The 19549-nt window shown below is 48.5% G+C and carries 16 protein-coding genes; all 16 read right to left on the minus strand.

Features of this window, described 5'->3' with window-relative positions; all coding sequences use genetic code 11:
* Positions 1-53: 53 nt before the first annotated feature.
* Positions 54-1349 (minus strand): cell envelope integrity protein CreD, encoded by a 1296-nt coding sequence (gene creD, locus C2M34_RS05710; protein ID WP_105201168.1) that lies wholly within the window; start codon positions 1347-1349, stop codon positions 54-56.
* A 76-nt stretch (positions 1350-1425) separates the two neighbouring features.
* Entirely contained in the window at positions 1426-2904 is a 1479-nt protein-coding gene (gene creC, locus C2M34_RS05715; RefSeq protein WP_199774424.1) for a two-component system sensor histidine kinase CreC, read from the minus strand.
* On the minus strand, positions 2891-3565 hold the full coding sequence (locus C2M34_RS05720; protein WP_105258296.1) for a response regulator: 675 nt from the start codon (positions 3563-3565) through the stop codon (positions 2891-2893). Before C2M34_RS05720 ends, creC begins: the two co-directional genes overlap by 14 nt.
* A 106-nt stretch (positions 3566-3671) precedes the next feature.
* Positions 3672-4871: an ATP-binding protein gene (locus tag C2M34_RS05725; RefSeq protein ID WP_105258297.1), complete on the minus strand. Its 1200-nt coding sequence runs from the start codon at positions 4869-4871 to the stop codon at positions 3672-3674.
* Positions 4872-4876: 5 nt separating this feature from the next.
* Positions 4877-5593 carry a response regulator transcription factor gene (locus C2M34_RS05730; RefSeq protein WP_105201171.1) on the minus strand — a complete coding sequence of 239 codons (717 nt, stop codon included), beginning with the start codon at positions 5591-5593 and terminating at the stop codon, positions 4877-4879.
* Positions 5593-5985: a DUF3019 domain-containing protein gene (locus C2M34_RS05735; RefSeq protein ID WP_105201172.1), complete on the minus strand. Its 393-nt coding sequence runs from the start codon at positions 5983-5985 to the stop codon at positions 5593-5595. Before C2M34_RS05735 ends, C2M34_RS05730 begins: the two co-directional genes overlap by 1 nt.
* The gene (locus tag C2M34_RS05740; protein ID WP_158677978.1) at positions 5985-6809 is read right to left on the minus strand and encodes a MipA/OmpV family protein; all 825 of its coding nucleotides are present in this window, start codon (positions 6807-6809) and stop codon (positions 5985-5987) included. The genes C2M34_RS05735 and C2M34_RS05740 overlap by 1 nt, the downstream gene beginning before the upstream one ends.
* A gap of 249 nt (positions 6810-7058) precedes the next feature.
* Positions 7059-12080, minus strand: coding sequence for a S8 family serine peptidase (locus tag C2M34_RS05745; RefSeq protein WP_105258298.1), 5022 nt, complete (start codon positions 12078-12080; stop codon positions 7059-7061).
* Between the two features lie 199 nt (positions 12081-12279).
* On the minus strand, positions 12280-13641 hold the full coding sequence (glmU, locus tag C2M34_RS05750; RefSeq protein ID WP_105258299.1) for a bifunctional UDP-N-acetylglucosamine diphosphorylase/glucosamine-1-phosphate N-acetyltransferase GlmU: 1362 nt from the start codon (positions 13639-13641) through the stop codon (positions 12280-12282).
* A 234-nt stretch (positions 13642-13875) separates the two neighbouring features.
* A complete protein-coding gene (locus C2M34_RS05755; RefSeq protein ID WP_105201175.1) occupies positions 13876-14298 on the minus strand; it encodes a F0F1 ATP synthase subunit epsilon in 423 nt (140 codons plus the stop codon).
* Positions 14299-14311: 13 nt separating this feature from the next.
* Positions 14312-15697, minus strand: a complete 1386-nt coding sequence (atpD, locus tag C2M34_RS05760; protein ID WP_105201176.1) for a F0F1 ATP synthase subunit beta — start codon at positions 15695-15697, stop codon at positions 14312-14314.
* Positions 15698-15730: 33 nt separating this feature from the next.
* Positions 15731-16591: a F0F1 ATP synthase subunit gamma gene (gene atpG / locus C2M34_RS05765; RefSeq protein ID WP_105201177.1), complete on the minus strand. Its 861-nt coding sequence runs from the start codon at positions 16589-16591 to the stop codon at positions 15731-15733.
* A 57-nt stretch (positions 16592-16648) separates the two neighbouring features.
* Positions 16649-18190: a F0F1 ATP synthase subunit alpha gene (gene atpA / locus C2M34_RS05770; RefSeq protein ID WP_105201178.1), complete on the minus strand. Its 1542-nt coding sequence runs from the start codon at positions 18188-18190 to the stop codon at positions 16649-16651.
* A gap of 14 nt (positions 18191-18204) precedes the next feature.
* The gene (atpH, locus tag C2M34_RS05775; RefSeq protein WP_105201227.1) at positions 18205-18738 is read right to left on the minus strand and encodes a F0F1 ATP synthase subunit delta; all 534 of its coding nucleotides are present in this window, start codon (positions 18736-18738) and stop codon (positions 18205-18207) included.
* Between the two features lie 15 nt (positions 18739-18753).
* Positions 18754-19224 carry a F0F1 ATP synthase subunit B gene (atpF, locus tag C2M34_RS05780; RefSeq protein WP_105188738.1) on the minus strand — a complete coding sequence of 157 codons (471 nt, stop codon included), beginning with the start codon at positions 19222-19224 and terminating at the stop codon, positions 18754-18756.
* Between the two features lie 40 nt (positions 19225-19264).
* Positions 19265-19513: a F0F1 ATP synthase subunit C gene (gene atpE, locus C2M34_RS05785; protein ID WP_105188739.1), complete on the minus strand. Its 249-nt coding sequence runs from the start codon at positions 19511-19513 to the stop codon at positions 19265-19267.
* Between the last annotated feature and the right edge of the window lie 36 nt (positions 19514-19549).

A 19549-nucleotide genomic window follows, 5' to 3' on the forward strand; every position in this document is an offset into this window, starting at 1 on the left:
GCTAAAAAGCGGCCTTATTATTTTCTAAACTACATAATGGTCACGACATCACGCTAATCTTCATTATTGCCATACCAGTTAAACTTGCGGGTCAGCATCATGATCAAACTAAGCACCGCAAATACCAGGGTCGCCCCCATCAACAAGGCATAATCCTCCGCCGCCAGCAGGCTAAACAAAACCCCATACAGCAGCGCAATAGCGCCGAAGAATACCGCTCCCTGGCGCGAACTGTGCAGCATACCCGCCACATAAATGCTTAACAGCAAACTCGAGGCCAAGGCCGATACCAGGTAAGCCAGATTAAAGCCAAAATGTTCGCTGAGCGATACCAGCAGCAAATAAAACACGGCTATGGCCAGGCCGACAAAACCGTATTGCACCGGATGAATCGCATCTTTGCGCAGGATCTCCAGTAAAAAGAAACTTGAAAACACCAGCACCAAAACCAAGAGTGCATAGTTAGTGGCGCGATGGCTTTTCAGGTAATGATCGACCCCATCCACCAGGTTTACGCCCAGGCTGCGCTCCCTTAAGTTACTGCAATCGCCCTTGCTGCGCACGCAGTTGCCAAACAGCTCCTGCATATTGGTAGCGAAGAAGTTGGTCTGCCATTTTGCGGTAAATTGTTCACTATCTATGCTGGAAGAGGTTGGTAAGTAGTCACCAACAAAGCTCGGGTGAGGCCAGTCCGCTGTCATGGTGACATGAGTTTCTTCACCCACGGGGGCAATAGCAAAACGCTTCATGCCTTGCAGGTTAAGATTGATCTGCACCGCCACCTTGTCCCGTGCCAGCAGAGTCTGTAAATCCACAGCCGCATGCACGCCATCGGCCAGTTGTTTAATCTGACTGCCGGGCTGAAACACCAGTGACTCACCGGCCATTTGCACAGCGCTGCCAACGCCAATGCCGCGAATATCCTGCACCACCATCACCAGATTCAGCTTGGTAATATTCTTGTCGGCATAGTCCTTGAGTTTGCGCGTGTTAAAGGTGGCGGAAATATCGTTTTGCGAGCGATAAAGGTTGGCTTTATAGATGCCGCGAAACTTCTCATAGGTGCTTAGCTGCGCCTGCCATTTTAACTCGCTCGGCAAGAATACCTGCTTGTGTAGCACGGAATAGCTTTGCCCCTGCTCGTTATGCTTGGTTTCCATATATTCTAAATACAGAAACGGTCCTATTATGCCTTGCTCGCCACTGCTGCTACGGGCGATTTCCTGCTGCACTTCCTGATGGCGCTCGGAGCGCTCCATTATCAGCCCCTTGATCATCATAATTGGCACCAAGATAAGCAGTACAAGGCCGGCGATAATGAGTAATTTGTTACCTAATTTTTGTCTCATTTATTAAACTCCATGTGATGAATAAACCTAGCTTATTCAACAAGGTTGGAGTTTAGGTGCGGCTAATGTGGAGATTTTATGGAGTTGTAAAGATCAAGGTCACGCGCACCCCGTCGGACTCATTGGTAATAAGTAACTTACCTTGGTGCAATTGCATTATCTGCTCAACAAAGGTCAGGCCCAGGCCAGAACTCTTGTGGCCATTATCGCGCGGCAACGAATAAAAGCGCTCACACACCTTGCTAAGAGCATAATCGGGGATAGCCGGGCCCTGATTAAAAACCTGTATCAGGGTGCGATCTGGCTCCGTCTGCACAGACACACTCACCTCACCGCCAACAACAACAAAATCGAGGGCATTTTCCAGTAAATTGTAGAGCGCCTGTTGCACCAAGAAGGCATCACCAAGCAGACTTTGCCCAGGGTCACAATTAACCTGCATCTGCACCCGTTTCTGGGTGATGGTGGCCAGCATGGATTCACATACTCGGTTAATTAAAGGCGCCAATTCAATCGCCCTCTTGCTCTGTAATTGCGGCTGCTTTTCAAGCCGGGCCAGAGCCAGGAGGTTGTCGATCAGCTGCTGCATGCGCTCACTTTCTTTCTCAATATTACTAGCAAAGAGTCGCTGCTTTTGCTCCGTCAGCGGCGTTTGTAACAGCTCGCTGGCTCCTTTTATGGCACTCAGTGGGCTTTTCAGCTCATGTGTCAGGGTTTGCACATATTGTTCCACATAGTTTTTACCATCCAGTTTGGCACGCATGGCCGCCAGCGCCTCACTCAGCTGCCCGTATTCATAGAAGATGCGAAATACCGGTTGCCTGGCCTTTTCGCCACGACCCAGTTTGGCCGCATAATTTGCCAGCTTATCCAGCGCCGTATTGATACGCCAGGCGATCAAGGCACCGAGCAACAAGGCCACCACACTCATCACCACCAGCCAGGTCAGCACCCGATATTTAGCTTTATCGATAAAGGGTTGCACCGAGCGATTGGCCTTGGCCACGGTGACACTGCCAATGATCTCACCATCCCCGCGAATGGGCGCCGCCACATGCATGACGGTAGAGGTCGGATCCTCGCCCTCTTGTATGCTTGAGCGCGCCCCATACTCGCCACGCAGCGTCAGGTAAACATCGTTCCATCGGGAAAAGTCAGCGCCAACATCCCGCTGCCAGGAATCAACCAGGACGATACCGTTAGCATCGGTTATATAAATTCTGTGGTTAATACTGCTTTTATCCACGCCCCAGATCGCCGCGTTCGGGTCACGTTGACCAAAATGGCTTAGAAGCTCGGCAAATTCACTGTTCGATAAGGTGCCCTGCTGCAGGTGGGGAGCCGCCAAGGTTGCCAGCAGGTTGGCCATATCCACCAGAGTTTCTTCACTCACCTGGCGAACCGTGGGTTTAATCTCCCGCATCACGGTCGAGCTGACCACATAGGTAGTCAAGGCCACCACTACAACATACAAGAGAAAAAGCCGCAGACCGAGAGGAATGCGCGGCCATTGAAACAATTTATCGACCCAGGAGCGATCGTTACTTTGGCTCATAAAAGTACCCGAAACCGCGCTTGGTGTGGATCACCTCAGCCAGGTCATGGCTCTTCAACTTGTGTCGAATGGCCTTGATATGGGAGTCGATATTGCGGGCATAATGAGATGCGTTGGCCATATCCGCGGCACACATAAGTTGCTCACGGCTAAATACCTGTCGCGGATGACTATGGAGTTTGTGTAGCAGTTTATACTCCAGCGCTGTTAATTGCAGCGCCTGCGCGCCGACATAAAAGTCATACTGGCGGGCATGCAGATCTGTACTTACCTGCGCCGCTGCGGGTTCTGGAGTGTCGCTCCTGACCATACGTAACTTAATGCGGGCCAGCACCTCGCGGGGACTAAAGGGCTTGGTAACATAGTCATCGGCGCCGATTTCCAGACCCACCACCCTGTCGATTTCATCACTGCGGGCGGTTAAAAAGATAATGGGCACAGTAGAGAAGCTGCGTATCTGTTTACACAGTTCAAAGCCATTACCATCGGGCAGACCCACATCGAGCAACACCAAAGCCACCTGCTCATCTTGTATAACGGCCAACCCCTGCGCGGCGGTAGCACACCAGCTGACCCTCAACCCCGCTTGTTCTATTACATGCACCAAGGTATCGGCTATGGCCGGCTCATCTTCAATCACCACTATCTGTTGGTTCGTCATGCAGGTGTCCATTGGGTCTATTTTTTATTTTCCCCACATATAGTTACAGGACGTTCACCGTTAATCAAGAAAGCAGCGGTGGTAATAAGTGAAAAGATAAACAGGCCTAAAACACTATTCGCACACAGGCTCCATTTAATGCCGTACTTTGCTCCAGTTGCAGATCGGCGTCGTGCCACAGGCACAACTTGCTAACGATAGATAAGCCCAGACCCACGCCGGTTTGCTCGCGCTGGGCAACCTGATGGTTTTTAACAAATGCCTGCAACAGCTTGCCACTGAGTTGCTCATTAAAGCCTGGGCCATCATCGGCCACGCTCAACTCAATACCATGCGGGTGAGCACGCAAACTGATATGAATTTGGGTGTGGGCAAAACGTACGGCGTTGCTCATTAAATTGGTGAGAATACGCAGGAAACTGCGCCTATCCACCTCAATCACATCACAGTGACAATCTATATGTATGTTCAAATCGCTATAGATACGAAATTTATCACAGCCCTGCTCCAACAGCTCCCTGGCATCATGGACGACCGGACGGATCACTGGCTTGCATTGATTCAGTTCGGCATAGGTGAGGAACTCCTCCACCAGCATTTCCAGCTCGGTGATATCTTGCAACACGCTATTGCAGTCAACTGCACCACTGGGCTGGTGGGCGGCCATTTCCAGGGCAAATTTAGCGCGACTAATGGGCGTGAAGAAATCATGAGATACCGCATTGATCAGCTGACGCTGGTAGTCGCTTTGGTTTTGTAACTCTTCGGCCATTTCATCAAAGGCATCGCCGATGCGTTTAATCGCACTTAAACGCCCAAGCCTGGCCTGAGCGGCAAAATTACCGACGGAAATCTTATTGCTGGCCTGACGCAGCCGGGTGAGATCGCGAAACAAGGGCCAACACACCAGCAGCACAGCCACCGCGACACTGGTATAAAACAGCAGGCTGATCAGCGCTTGTTGCTGTTCCCTCTGCGCCCGCGGCAAGGGGCCAAGCACTAAGATGCGCTGCCGGCTGCCGTCCAGGTAATAAAATAGCAACTGATTGTCTTGATCCAGCATAGGCACCACGGCACCGCTGCGCAGTTGCTCGTCTATATGGGGATCAAAGTGAATATCGGTGAGGGTGATTGCGCTGATAAGGTGACTGGCCTGTGGGTTAGGCGCTTGCAGCATGCCCCGAGCCAGGGCAAGCTCGGCGTCACTGGCAATGGCGGTGTCGCCGAGATGGCTGTTAATCAGCCAGGCGCTTATGCCTAAGCACAGCACCAGGGTTGAAAAAAGGTAGCCATAAACCTTGAGCACTTAACTCACTTCCACGCATCCGGAGAAAGAATATAACCCTTACCCCATACCGTGATAATACGACTGGGGTGCTCATCGGCATCCCCTAATTTTTTACGTAATCGGCTCACACGTCCATCTATGGTGCGATTCTGACCATCGTATTGGCGGCCAATGGCGGCCTCGAATAAATGCTCCCGACTCACCACCTGACCGACATTAAAGGCCAACTTCTCCAATAAATCGAATTCGCCGGTGGTGAGCTCGAGGCGGTCGCCATTTAAACTCGCCTGACGTTGATAACGATTGATCACCAGATTACCTATGGTCAGTGTCTGCGACTGGGCGGCATTCTTAGCACAGTATTTAAGTTCATTGCGACGCAGGCAGTGGTTAATACGCGCCAGTAAAATAGAAGGTGAAATAGGCTTAGTCAGGTAGTCCTCGGCACCCAGTTCCAGGGCATGAATATGATCCACATGACTTTGCCGTGCGGTGAGAAAAATAACCGGCACCGAATACTGGCGCTGCAGCTCTTCAAAAACCTTGAAGCCGTCGCTTTCCGGTAAGCCGATATCGAGTAACACTAGATCATAGCGCCGCTTCACCATTTCAAATGCCGCTATATGCGGTGAGCTAATATGGGTCACAGAAAAACCATGAGATATTAGGAAGGTAGAGATAAGCTCGGCCAATTTCAGGTCGTCTTCGACATAAAGAATAGATTTTTGTTGTTCACTCATTAAAAAATACTCCAAGCTACCTTGCGACGCTTTTGATTTAGAAAGTGACGTTGCACGTCGATCATCACCTGTGCAACTCGCTGCTTATCTTGCTTACGCACTAGGTAAATCATCACATCGGACGCTGCTTCCAATGACAATTTATAGTGCTGAGCACGATTGGGGACGTCGCAAATTAGTTTTGGCTCACCGGCTTCCACCTGCAAGCAATAGGTCGTGGTAGGCTCTCCTTGCCAACTTAATAATAGGTTTATCTGGCAACTGGTTTGAGTGGTCACGCAGGTTCCCGGCTTCGCCTTGATATAGTGCTTTTCAAGCGCGCTGGCGTTGCCGCTGTGCATCAGCAAGGTGACCAGGGTTATGAAAAGCTGCATCGCCACACGTTGACTCATCAGAAACTCCAAGCCACCCCGGCGTAGTAAGAAAGCAAATGTTGCTTCGATACTAGCGGACTGTCGGCAATTTCACTGTCTAGCACCTGCCATTTAAGATCGGAAATAAATCGCCAATCTTCGTTAATTTGATATTGGTAGGTTAGCTGCAGGCCTTTATTGAACGCATGCTGTGGCTGATACAACGAAAAACCAGCGGCAATTTCCTGGCGGTGACTGCCATAATAGTATTTGGTTATTTCATTACTCTGGTATTGAAGCTCAGCCGCGGCAACGAGTAAATGCTTATGCCACCGCTGATAACGAGAAAGCACCAGCGCGCCTTCTTGACCATGGTGATAATTGGTCACTTCAGTAAAATAGCTCGCACTAAGACGCCATTGCTGCCAATCAAAGAGGTACTGGGCGCCAGCCAAAAAGGATAACTCCCGATCGGGTATTTTGGTGATATCCCCCACTCTTTTCGATACTTTGGGTTGTTGTGGCTCTTGCTGGGTGCTGGGCGGGCGCGGCGCCCCTGGCCTCACGGTGGACGTCAAAGAAGCAACAACCGAGCTCGCTGCCAGGCTATCAATAAAATACAAACCATCACGATTCATTTTACTGATGAAGGACAGCTGGTGGTTGTCGTTACTCAGGGGTGTCCAAGATAGTTCAAAATTGCTAAAGGCAAAGTCGCCATAAAACACTTCGACTTTAGGGATCACATACAAGGGAATATCATCGGCATCATGAATCGGGTTCTCGATCTCACCATAACCGGCGCTAAGACCAAACTGCCATCCTGATTGAGCGGTGTAGATAGTTTCTTCACTCGCACTCACAGCGCCACTCAATAGCGCAATTATCAGAAATAGCCCCGCCTTATTCACCTTGCTACCGACTCTCATTAATGAAAAACACCGCTTTAATTGAGGTAGCAGCATCGCCCGAGGGGGGGTGTCAGTCAACGCAATTAATGTACACTTTTGTAACAATTTAGAAACTCTATTAATAAGAAAAAAATGTGCTGGTGGGTAAGAAAAAAAGCCAATTGTTTCCAATTGGCTTTTACTTACTAGGGTCTATGAAAGTTAACCGTTACGAGCTCTGCGAAGCAGTGCTAACGGCATGAATAGCAATAACATCCAGGCCATAGAACCACCTGATGATTTTGCTTTCACTGGCTCTTCAGGCGTTACTTGTACTGGATATGTACAGCTACCATCATCAGTGTCAGCCGATGCATCGTAGTTAGTTGCGGCTGGGTCAGTACAACCTAACACTTCAACTGGCTCTGGATATGTACAGCTACCGTCATCAGTATTGGCTAACACATCAAAGTTAGTTGCTGTAGGGTCGGTACAACCTAGCTCTTCGCCATCGGAAACCACCATTAGCATAAAGGTTTGCGAGGCCATATCGGTGCCGTTAACACTGTCTTTAACCGTCACGGTAATTTCGGTTTCACCGTGGAAGTTAGCAGTCGGTGTTAAGGTCACGGCTGAACCAGAGTCATGGCCACTCACTTGCGCGGCTACGTTGTCACCGGTTACCAGGATTTCATTACTCACACCGTTTTTATCTGCGTAGATAACATCGAAGCTGACAGACTCGTTCTCAGCAACAGAAAGGTCTTTTAAGTCTACCAAGGTGATGTTACCCATTACCTCTAGATCTACGCTCAAGCGCTCGGTGTCTGAACCTTCAAGGCCATTGTTCACGTACAATGTATGTACCTGATTAGCTGCTTTTTCAGAAACATAGGCATCAAAGCTCACGCTGAACTTAGAGATTTCTGGACCTGTGTAGTCCATACAAACTACTAAGCCGTCATGTACAAGGTCGTTGATGTTGTCATAAGCGAAACCATCACCAATATTTACATCCATTGGGATGTCACCATTGACTAAGATGCGACCATCGGCAGCTTTAAAGCCGATAGAGCCCTGATTATCAACCAGATTAACGTTGTCGTAGGCAAACATCAGCTCGTACTCACCCGGCTCATAGTTGATGCCCATACGCATAAACATTTCAAAGTCGACACTTTGACCGTCGGTGTAAGTACGCTCAACGTTATCCCACTCCAGTACTAACCACTCACGTGAGTAAGTAAAGGTTGGCGTGATACCCGCATTAGGATCGCCTTCAACACGAGAGCTTGCGTCAATGCGCTCAGGAATAGTGTTATCACCTACCCAGAAAGGCGCGATGATGTAAGGTGGCGGAGGCGGCATGCTCGCTGCACGTGGGAATTCAACGTGGAACGGCGTTGTACGGCCCGTATCACCAAAGGTTACCAGACCTGCTGGGTTTAGCTTGATTGAGTCGAAGTGATACTTGTTAAAGAATGGGAACTTCACATCCATATCGGTTTGCATCAATTCTTTAAATGAGTACTTATATTCGTTTCTGTAATTACCTTCTACACCTTCAAGCGTGCGCCAACCTAGGTCACGCAAGTTCAGATAATCCGGGTACGGTGAGTTACCCGCTAACAGTGAACAGCTCTGATCCGTGATATTAGTTGTAATGATGTAGTTACGGACAACGTCTTTAGTTGTGTCCTGTACACCAACCAATGACAACATGTTATCTGTTACTTCAGGTGTCACAGGTGTAGAAGCCGTAGAAACAATACTGTCGGCAATGATCTGAATGCCTTCAGGGAATTCAGTGGTCAACGCAAAGTTGCGCGCCTGCGTTTCATTGTTAGCAATCACATCAACGGTGAAGTTAACAACATCGCCCGGGCTCGCCTTGTGCTTGTCTGCAGTGAAGGTAACGTCATCATCAATTTGCGTGACAAGTACTGGTACATAACCTAGGTTACCTGCATCTTCAGGGTTTGAACCAAGGTCGAAACCACCAAAGTAGATATCACCGATTTCCATTTCTGGTAGGTTGTACGCAAGATTGACATTGTATTGTTCGTAGCCAGAAATTTGCTGCTCGGCACTAACAACCAAGCCACCCATATCCTGACCTACAACACCGGTTGCTATGGTCACATCACGGCCTTCATCTACTTCACCGTAAGGAACATAGGCTGTGCTCATAAACACAGTGAAATAATCACCCGCATTCGGCTCAACGATGTTACAGAAGTTGTTGATGTTGTAGTTGGTAGACATACAAAGCACTTCGTCCATGCTGGCCATACCATCACCATTGGCGTCCTGACCTGTAAAGAGGATCATACGCTCAGTGATACCAGCGCCAACCACGCTCGCGCTGTACATCTTGCTGCCTTCAGGCACTTGTGTCCACTCGACGTGGTTAATGTTAACCATTTCACCTTCTTCTTCATGAAGATCAAATGGGTCGCCAGCGGTTGGATCTGAGAAGAATTTAAGGGTCTTCGCATCACCTTTAACCATGCCGTAGCTACGTGCTGTGAAGTCTGTTACTTCTGCGGTATTGAATGGACCTACTTCGATAGCAGCAGAAGTACGGTGTGCCTCAACTTTAACGTAGTCAGGAAGACCGCGGTCACCAGTGAAAGTCCATACTGGCAATTCAAGTACAGGTGAAGCACTGTTGTTGGAAACCAGCGTCACTTGGCCTTGGTTACCACTTAGATCTATGTAGCTAGCTGCACTTGAGTGCGGCTTACTGGTGGCGGTAATAACGATTTGCTGCGTTTCACCGGCTTTAATATCAAATTGTGCCGGCTCAGCAGTTAATTCGAAGGCACCAATCCACTCTTCAGTGTGTACCGTCCAACTTGCGTCTTCTGTCGCAGTGAACTCACGCACGAATGTACAGCTTGTTGGACATGTATTATCCACAACATAGGCTGTGTTCAGGTCTTCTGCGTGACCACCCGTTGACGGGTTGGCATCGGCCATATCGGCGATATCTTGATGCAGGGTTAGGCCTGCTTTGTCGGCCAACTCAACACGCATGCGGCCCGCACCCATGTCTTGTAAGCTCGACTTGATACCATCATCTTTATAGTTGCTTAGGAAACGAGCATTGGTTAGATCGTTACCAGCAGTTAGCATCAATGCCGATTGCACCTGAGATACAGACCACTCCGGGTGAGATTGTTGTAGCAAGGCAGCGGCACCGGCAACGTGCGGACTCGCCATTGAGGTACCCGACATGGTTTGCCAATCAGCGGTGCGTGGGTTGTTGGTGAATGGCTGATCATCCGAGCTCGGCGCATAGATATCTACACCCGGTGCTGCGATATCCACCAGCATGGTATCGATACCAAAATAAGATGGGCCACGGCCTGAGAAGTAGGCTACGCGCTCTTTGTCTACCGGCACAATCTCACTCTGGGCACCGGTGACTGTACCCATATGACCTGAGCCTGAGTCCAGCCAATTGAGAAGCTCAGTACTATCGGCATTGGTAATATGAATTGCCGGTAATGGGTGCGGAAGCACTGGAATAGATGCGCTATCCTGGAAGCTAAAGCGGTTGTAAATGATGACACCTTCAGCACCACCCGCTGCAACGTTATTTGCTTTTTCGTACAGCGGACGCGAGCTACGACGACAGGTAACAATCACGTCTTGTGTGCTTTCATCGATATCTACCGTGGCCGGGTCATCCGCTAAATCAAATGTACCAGCAGGGAATGGGATATCACAATCCGCGATGTTGAATGAGTTTGTACCCGGGTTCTCAAAGTTTTCCGCCTTAACAATAAGGCCTGTCACTTCTTCAAATGTTGAAGAGTAACCCTTGATAGCGGCCGGCGCAGCAGTGTCACCGCCGGACATGTTTGCCAACGACTTTGCACCGAAGTCAACAATTGAAGACGGTGAATGAGCAGCAACCGTAGTTACCCAAGGTGATGAGTGGTCGGCTGTGCTTAATTCAGGGCCTGAGTTACCCGCAGCTACGGCAACGAATACACCGGCATTGGCAGCATTGAAGAATGCTTGTTCAATTGGGTCTAGCCAAGGATCTTCTTCAAGACCACCCAGTGACGCATTCAGTACATCAACATTGTCGATGATCGATTGCTCAATAGCCGCCAGAATAGTGGTTGTAGGACAGCCCGCATAGGGGTCGCCCGAACCGCCTGGCCAACATACCTGGTAAGAGATGATATTAGCGTGTGGTGCCATACCAGATACTTCTTCAAAGACCAGATCCGTTGCCACACCCGTTGATTGCGCCGCAGCGTCCGCTAGCTTGAATGGTACATCATAAAGAATATTACCCGCTGCAGTACCCGCTACGTGTGAACCGTGGCTGTTATAGTCTTCACCATAGGCCGGGCGCGACTCTGCAAACACAGGATCACTGTAGGTATTGGTGATTTCAGGGTAAGAATAAATACCAATTAGCTTGTTATTACACTTGTCTGAGAATGCAGCGCTCGCACAGTCACCCAAGAATGTTTCACCTAGTGGATTTTCGTGAACATAGCCATCACCACCCACTTCAGCAAAAGATGGGTGGTCTGAATTGATACCAGTATCAATTACACCCACAACCATGCCTTCACCTTTATTAGAGCCGCCACCAAAAGCATTAGCCCATAGTTGCTTGGCACCTGTTTGTTCAATGGTGTTAAAGGTTGAAAGTTCATACACTTTTGAGCGGGTAATGCGTTTTACACCCGGTACTTTAGCCAAACGCATCGCTTCGTCTTGCGTCATGCTGGTGGTGAAGGCATTAATTGCCACCGAGTAGGAGCGCTCAACATTCACGCTTAAGCCTTGCAAAGCGCTGGCTTGGGTAATGAAGTTTTGACGCTGAGAGCTCAGGTATTTGTTATAACTAGAAAGTTCCTGTGTATTTAGGTTCAGGGGCTGGCCTTGTTGAGTGCGAGCACTGGTTACGACTGATTTTGTTTCAGCCAGACCTTTAATTTGACCATCGTACGCCGACAGTGGCGCATCCTCTAGCTCGACAATATATGTATGCTCACCATGCACACCCTCTTCCGCGCGGAAGATCTTTCCCTGTTTTTTTACAGTTTGAGCAACGTCGCCCGACCAATGCATTTCTTCAATCATAGGTTTTGGCGCGTAGTCTGATGATGGTGCAACCCATTGCTCGGCAGAAGCATTCACGGCACTGGCCGCTGAACTGCCGATATACAAGGCTGAAGCCACCATAAAGGAGACTTTTTTCAAGTTAAACATACTTAACCTTCGGTGTTGTTTATTTTTTGTAATGAAGTTGTAATAACTTCCCCACGCCGATGGTTATGTTTTATTCATATACCTGCAATTTACTGGTAATAAAAAAGACACTTTGATGCACTTTGTGACATTTGTTGCTGGGTGAGATATGAAAAAGCCGCTAACAAAAGCGGCTCTTTTTTATATGATGGAAGGGCTTTTAGCTCTTCTTAACCGGGCGTTGCCAGCCATCCAGGTTGCGCTGTTTTGCGCGAGCTACGGCCAACTGGTTATCACCCACCTTAGCGGTTACTACCGAGCCAGCACCCACGGTGGCGGTGTTGCCGATCTCAACCGGGGCCACTAGCGATGAGTTAGAACCGATAAAGGCGTTGTCGCCGATAATGGTTTGCGACTTGTTCACGCCATCATAGTTACAGGTAATGGTACCGGCGCCGATATTTACCTTCTCGCCGATTTGCGCATCGCCAAGGTAGGTCAAATGGTTTGCCTTTGAACCCTTGCCAAGTCGTGATTTCTTCATCTCCACAAAGTTACCTATGTGCGAGTCTTCCTCCATCACCGCACCCGGGCGCAGGCGTGCAAATGGGCCCAGGGTACATTTGGCGGCCACTGTGGCATCTTCAATCAGGGTATTGGCCTTGATCACCACACCATCACCAATTTTACAGTTTTTCAGCACACAGTTAGGGCCAATGATCACATCGTCGCCCAGCTCTACGTTGCCTTCGAAAATAACGTTTACGTCAATTTGTACGTCCTGGCCCGTGGTGACTGTGCCGCGCACATCGATACGGGCAGGATCGGCCAGGCTGGCGCCGTTAATCATCAGCTCTTCGGCTTGCCATGCTTGATACGCACGTTCTAACTGAGCGAGCTGTACGCGATTATTAGCACCTTCCACTTCCATGGCATGCTCCGGCTGGCTTGAACTGATCTCTACGCCCTCAGCGTGCGCCATGGCGACGATATCCGTAAGATAGTACTCGCCTTGGGCATTGTTATTGGAAAGATTGCCTAACCACTTTTTCAACAGACCGCCGTTACAGGCCATAATACCTGTATTGATTTCTGTGATGGCCAGTTGTTCAGGGGTCGCGTCTTTTTGCTCAACGATACCAACCAGTTTGCCATTTTCACGCAGCATGCGACCATAGCCGGTCGGGTTTTCAAGATCTACGGTTAATACGGCCAAACCACGTTCAGGTGTGGCTGCCAAGAGTTTTTCCAAGGTCGATTTCTTCGTAAGCGGCACATCACCATAAAGAATAAGCACGGTATCATTGTCCGCAATGTGCTCTTTGGCCACCGCGACTGCGTGGCCTGTACCAAGCTGCTCGGCCTGAAGAACCCAGTTCAACTCATTACCGGTCAATTGCTGTTGCAGCATCTCGCCGCCATGGCCATAAACCAGATTCGTGGCTTTAGCGCCAAGGGCTTTGGCATTATCGATAACGTGCTGCACCATAGGCTTACCGGCGATTGGGTGCAATACCTTGGGAAGCTTCGAGCGCATGCGAGTTCCCTTACCCGCGGCCAAAATAACTGTGGTCAAATTCATTCTAATATCCTTTTTTCGCATCCACTGTCACATGATTCAGTGTGGCGCTTTAAATCAGCACGTCCTGTGTCTGGATAGAGCAAAGCTCATACAAGCCTTCACCAACGCCAAAACTGTACCATTGTGTACAAATTGGCAATATTGTAACTGCTTCACTATGAACATTGAACGAACAGGCATAAAAAAACCCACGCTGTTAGCGTGGGTTTTTGCAAACCTTTTCGGTCGATAGCATTAGCTATTGCGCAATTGGCGGATAACACGAAGTTGCGCAAGCGCTTCTTCTAGTTGCACTGCCGCTTTTTGGTAATCCAATTCGCCGCTTTGTGCTTTATCCATTTGCTCTTGCGCTTCGCGTTGAGCTTGCTCAGCTGCTTGCTCGTCCAGCTCTTCAGCTCGAACGGCAATATCAGCCAGCACGGTTACGCTATGAGGTTGAACCTCAAGTGTACCGCCAGCAACATAGATGATTTCTTCACCACCTAGTTGCTTAACCAAACGCACCATACCAGGTTTCAGGGCAGTTAGTAGCGGCGCGTGACCTGGGTAAATACCCAATTCACCTTCACTACCTGTCACTTGAAGTGTCTCTACACGACCGGAAAACAAGTTTCCTTCTGCGCTAACTACATCAAGATGTACGGTCATAGCTGCCATACTCCCCTCCTAATTACATGCTTTTCGCTTTTTCTTGCGCTTCTTCGATTGAGCCAACCATGTAGAACGCTTGCTCTGGCATGTCGTCGAACTCACCGTTTAGAATGCCTTTAAAGCCAGCAATGGTGTCTTTTAGTGAAACGTATTTACCAGGTGAACCTGTGAATACCTCAGCAACGAAGAACGGCTGAGATAGGAAACGCTGGATTTTACGAGCACGTGATACCACTTGCTTATCTTCATCAGACAGCTCGTCCATACCTAGGATGGCGATGATGTCTTTCAGCTCTTTATAACGCTGTAGTACGGTTTGAACGCCACGAGCTGTATCGTAGTGCTCTTGACCGATTACTAGCGGATCAAGCTGACGTGAAGTTGAATCAAGTGGGTCAACAGCAGGGTAGATACCTAGTGCTGCGATATCACGAGAAAGTACAACTGTCGCATCTAAGTGGGCGAAAGTAGTCGCCGGAGATGGGTCAGTCAAGTCATCCGCAGGTACGTATACCGCTTGGATTGAAGTGATTGAACCAGTCTTAGTAGACGCGATACGCTCCTGTAGTACACCCATCTCTTCTGCAAGAGTTGGCTGGTAACCTACCGCTGAAGGCATACGACCTAGTAGTGCTGATACCTCAGTACCGGCAAGCGTGTAACGGTAGATGTTATCTACGAAGAAAAGAACGTCACGACCTTCGTCACGGAACTTCTCTGCCATAGTTAGACCAGTCAAAGCAACACGTAGACGGTTACCCGGTGGCTCGTTCATCTGACCGTATACAAGCGATACTTTATCAAGTACGTTTGAATCGTTCATTTCGTGATAGAAGTCGTTACCCTCACGAGTACGCTCACCAACACCGGCGAATACAGAGTAACCGCTGTGCTCGATCGCGATGTTACGGATAAGTTCCATCATGTTTACGGTTTTACCTACACCAGCACCACCGAATAGACCTACTTTACCACCCTTAGCGAATGGACATACTAGGTCGATTACTTTGATACCAGTCTCAAGTAGTTCTACCGAGCTTGATTGATCTTCGTACGAAGGTGCTTCGCGGTGAATTGACATACGCTCTTCTTCGCCGATTGGGCCAGCTTCGTCAATTGCTTCACCTAGTACGTTCATGATACGACCAAGAGTAGCTTTACCTACTGGAACCTTGATCGCTTCACCTGTGTTTTCTACTGCTGTACCACGACGTAGACCGTCAGTAGTACCAAGTGCGATACCACGTACCACACCGCCACCTAGCTGCTGCTGAACTTCTAGTGTCAGACCTGCTAGGTCGCCGTCTGTAACTTTTAGTGCGTCATATACGGCAGGCACGCTGTCTTGTGGGAACTCGATGTCCACAACGGCGCCGATAATTTGGACGACCTTACCTAAACTCATGTCTATTCCTCTCGTTAATCTTTGCCCGAAGCATTAAACTGCTGCTGATCCGCCAACAATCTCACTGATTTCTTGTGTGATTGCGGCCTGACGAGCCTTGTTATAAACAAGCTGTAACTCATCCATCAGGTCGCCTGCGTTATCTGTTGCGGCTTTCATCGCAACCATACGGGCGGCCTGCTCAGAGGCAGCATTTTCAACCACACCTTGATATACCTGAGATTCTACAAAGCGAACCATTAGTGTTTCCAAAAGTGCTTTTGGATCTGGCTCGTAGATGTAGTCCCAGCGGTGTGCTAGTTCTTCGCTTTCTGTTTTCGGCAAAGGCAACAATTGATCGATTGTTGGTTCTTGCTTCATGGTGTTTACAAACTTGTTGTAAACAACAAACAAGCGGTCTAATTTGCCTTCGTTGTATGCATCAAGCATAACCTTTACAGGACCAATTACGTCCTGCACTGAAGGCGCATCGCCTAGACCTGATTTTTTGGCGAGCAATGAGCCACCAAAACGCTGGAAGAAACCGGCAGCCTTGCTACCTAGTACGGCGAAATCCGCAGATACGCCCTTTTCTTTCCACGCTTTGACTTCTAAAGCTACTTTCTTGAACTCGTTAGAGTTCAAGCCACCACATAAACCACGGTCGGTAGAGATGACGATATAACCAACGCGCTTGACCTCACGCTCTTCCAAATAGGCATGGCGATATTCGAGGCTAGCATTAGCAACATGACCGATCACTTTGCGTAAGTTTTCAGCGTATGGACGGCTTGAAGCCACACGGTCTTGCGCCTTCTTCATTTTAGAAGCGGCAACCATTTCCATAGCGCTAGTGATCTTCTGAGTATTCTTGATACTCCCGATCTTGCTTTTTATCTCTTTTCCGCTGGCCATGACTCTTTCTCCGAATCTGGGTGAGTTTTAAAATTAAAACTCACCGTTCATAACTAATTACCAAGTTTGCGTAGACTTGAACTTCTCTAGAAGTTCTTTCAGCTGCGCTTCGATCTCGGCGTTGTAGTTACCAGTTTCATTGATTTCAGCCATTAGCTCTGCGTATGTGCTGTTTGCATATGAGATAAGAGCTGCTTCGAAATCCATGATTTTCGCGATTTCGATGTCTTTCAGATAGCCCTTTTCAGCAGCAAATAGCGACAGAGACATTTCCGCAACAGACATAGGTGCGTACTGTTTCTGCTTCATTAGCTCTGTTACGCGCTCACCGTGCTCAAGCTGGGCACGAGTTGCATCGTCAAGGTCAGAAGCGAACTGAGAGAACGCCGCTAGTTCACGGTACTGAGCTAGCGCTAGACGGATACCACCACCTAGTTTCTTAACGATTTTAGTTTGCGCTGCACCACCTACACGAGATACCGAGATACCAGCGTTAACGGCCGGACGGATACCTGCGTTGAACAAGTCAGTTTCTAGGAAGATCTGACCGTCGGTGATTGAGATAACGTTTGTAGGTACGAACGCAGAAACGTCACCACCTTGAGTTTCAATGATAGGCAGAGCCGTCAGTGAACCTGTTTTACCTTTCACTTCACCATTGGTGAACTTCTCAACGTAATCAGCGTTTACACGTGATGCACGCTCTAGAAGACGTGAGTGAAGATAGAATACGTCACCTGGGTAAGCTTCACGGCCTGGTGGACGCTTAAGTAGTAGTGAGATCTGACGGTAAGCAACAGCTTGCTTAGAAAGATCATCATATACGATTAGTGCGTCTTCACCGCGGTCGCGGAAGTATTCACCCATAGTACAACCAGCGAATGGCGCTAGGAATTGTAGCGCTGCTGATTCAGAAGCAGATGCAACAACAACAATAGTGTTCTCAAGTGCACCGTGCTCTTCAAGTTTACGTACTACGTTAGCGATAGTAGATGCTTTTTGACCAACCGCTACGTACACACACTTAACGCCTGTGCCTTTTTGGTTGATGATAGCATCGATAGCTAGTGCAGTTTTACCAGTCTGACGGTCGCCGATTACAAGCTCACGCTGACCACGACCAACTGGAATCATCGCATCGATAGACTTATAACCAGTTTGTACTGGCTCATCTACTGATTGACGCTCGATTACGCCTGGTGCGATTTTTTCAACTGGTTCGAAACCGTCGTTATCTAGAGCACCTTTACCATCGATAGGAGCACCTAGTGTGTTAACAACACGACCAAGTAGACCACGACCAACAGGTACTTCAAGGATACGACCAGTAGATTGTACTTTTACGCCTTCTTTAAGGTCTGCGTATGGACCCATTACTACTGCACCTACTGAGTCGCGCTCAAGGTTTAGTGCGATAGCATAACGGTTGCCTGGAAGCTCAATCATCTCACCTTGCATACAGTCAGCTAGACCGTGGATGCGGATGATACCGTCAGTAACAGATACGATAGTACCTTCGTTACGAGCTTCACTTACAACTTCGAACTGCTCAATACGTTTTTTGATCAGATCAGAAATTTCAGTGGAATTAAGTTGCATGCTCTTCTTCCCAATTACGATTGTAGTGTAGTGGCCAAACGGCTAAGTTTGCCGCTGATACTGCCATCGATTACGGTGTCGCCGGCTCTAATTACCAGACCACCAACAACCGAGTTATCAACACTACAATTCAGCTTAACTTTGCGTGCGAAACGTTTTTCAAGTGCCGCGACTAGTTTCTCTTGCTGCGCTGCAGCAAGGTCGGTTGCAGAAACGACGTCAACGTCGATTTCTTTGTCATAATCCGCTTTAAATTCAGCGAATAATTGTGCAACCGCCGGTAGGGCGACTAAACGTCCATTTTCGGCCATTACCTTTACCAGGTTCTGGCCATATTCGTTGAGTTGCTCTGCACAAATCTGAATGATAGTTTCAGCTTGTTTATCAGCAGAGGCGCTGCTCGACAGGAAACGAGCTACTTGTTCATTCTTGGCTACTTCACCAACGAAAAACAACATCTCGTTCCAGGCATCAACCGCGCCTTTATCAACGGCAAATTCAAAAGCCGCTTTAGCGTATGGGCGAGCGATAGTAGTCAGTTCAGACATGCTCATACCCTCCTATTAAAGCTCGGCAACAAGTTTTTCAACTATGTCGCTATGTGCGGCTTCATTGATTTCGCGCTCTAAGATCTTCTCGGCACCGATAACCGCTAGAGAAGCAACCTGCTTACGCAGTTCTTCTTTGGCACGGTTACGCTCGGCTTCGATTTCTGAATGACCTTGAGCAATGATTTTTTCACGCTCTTCGTGACCACGAGATGTCTCTTCGTCAACGATTTGCGTCGCACGCTTTTTAGCTTGCTCGATAATTTCAGCAGCTTCTGCTTTAGCTTCTTTAAGTTGCTCGGTTGCTTTTTTACGAGCAAGTTCAAGATCTTTTTCAGCTTTATCAGAGGCAGCTAAACCATCTTCGATTTTCTTTTGGCGAGCCTCGATTGCACCGTTTAGTGGTGGCCACACGAACTTCATGCAGAACCATACAAAAACGATGAAAGCGATTAATTCACCAATTAGAGTGGCGTTTAAGTTCACGACCGCTCCTCCTTACATTTTGTTCGCAAAATAGTAGAAATTAACCTGCAAATGGAGCTAGAGCGAACAACATGTATAGACCGATACCTACACCGATCATCGCGATAGCATCGATAAGACCAGCTACGATGAACATTTTAACTTGTAGTTGAGGTGCAAGCTCAGGCTGACGAGCAGCTGATTCTAGGAATTTACCACCTAGGTTACCGAAACCGATAGCAGTACCAAGGGCACCAAAACCGATAAGTAGGGCAACAGCGATATATTTAAGGCCGATTACGATTTCCATTATTGTCTCCAATATTTTTGTAAATGATTAAAGTTA

The organism is Pseudoalteromonas sp. T1lg88 (assembly GCF_002964765.1).
Lineage (GTDB): Bacteria > Pseudomonadota > Gammaproteobacteria > Enterobacterales > Alteromonadaceae > Pseudoalteromonas.

Excerpts from the sequence above, each read along its gene's own strand:
- creD (WP_105201168.1), bottom strand. The coding sequence starts at position 1,349 with ATGAGACAAAAATTAGGTAACAAATTACTCATTATCGCCGGCCTTGTA.
- C2M34_RS05755 (WP_105201175.1), bottom strand. The coding sequence starts at position 14,298 with ATGGCAGCTATGACCGTACATCTTGATGTAGTTAGCGCAGAAGGAAAC.
- atpD (WP_105201176.1), bottom strand. The coding sequence starts at position 15,697 with ATGAGTTTAGGTAAGGTCGTCCAAATTATCGGCGCCGTTGTGGACATC.
- atpE (WP_105188739.1), bottom strand. The coding sequence starts at position 19,513 with ATGGAAATCGTAATCGGCCTTAAATATATCGCTGTTGCCCTACTTATC.
- C2M34_RS05735 (WP_105201172.1), bottom strand. The coding sequence starts at position 5,985 with ATGAGTCAACGTGTGGCGATGCAGCTTTTCATAACCCTGGTCACCTTG.
- glmU (WP_105258299.1), bottom strand. The coding sequence starts at position 13,641 with ATGAATTTGACCACAGTTATTTTGGCCGCGGGTAAGGGAACTCGCATG.
- atpA (WP_105201178.1), bottom strand. The coding sequence starts at position 18,190 with ATGCAACTTAATTCCACTGAAATTTCTGATCTGATCAAAAAACGTATT.
- C2M34_RS05720 (WP_105258296.1), bottom strand. The coding sequence starts at position 3,565 with ATGACGAACCAACAGATAGTGGTGATTGAAGATGAGCCGGCCATAGCC.
- C2M34_RS05745 (WP_105258298.1), bottom strand. The coding sequence starts at position 12,080 with ATGTTTAACTTGAAAAAAGTCTCCTTTATGGTGGCTTCAGCCTTGTAT.
- atpH (WP_105201227.1), bottom strand. The coding sequence starts at position 18,738 with ATGTCTGAACTGACTACTATCGCTCGCCCATACGCTAAAGCGGCTTTT.
- C2M34_RS05730 (WP_105201171.1), bottom strand. The coding sequence starts at position 5,593 with ATGAGTGAACAACAAAAATCTATTCTTTATGTCGAAGACGACCTGAAA.
- creC (WP_199774424.1), bottom strand. The coding sequence starts at position 2,904 with ATGAGCCAAAGTAACGATCGCTCCTGGGTCGATAAATTGTTTCAATGG.
- atpG (WP_105201177.1), bottom strand. The coding sequence starts at position 16,591 with ATGGCCAGCGGAAAAGAGATAAAAAGCAAGATCGGGAGTATCAAGAAT.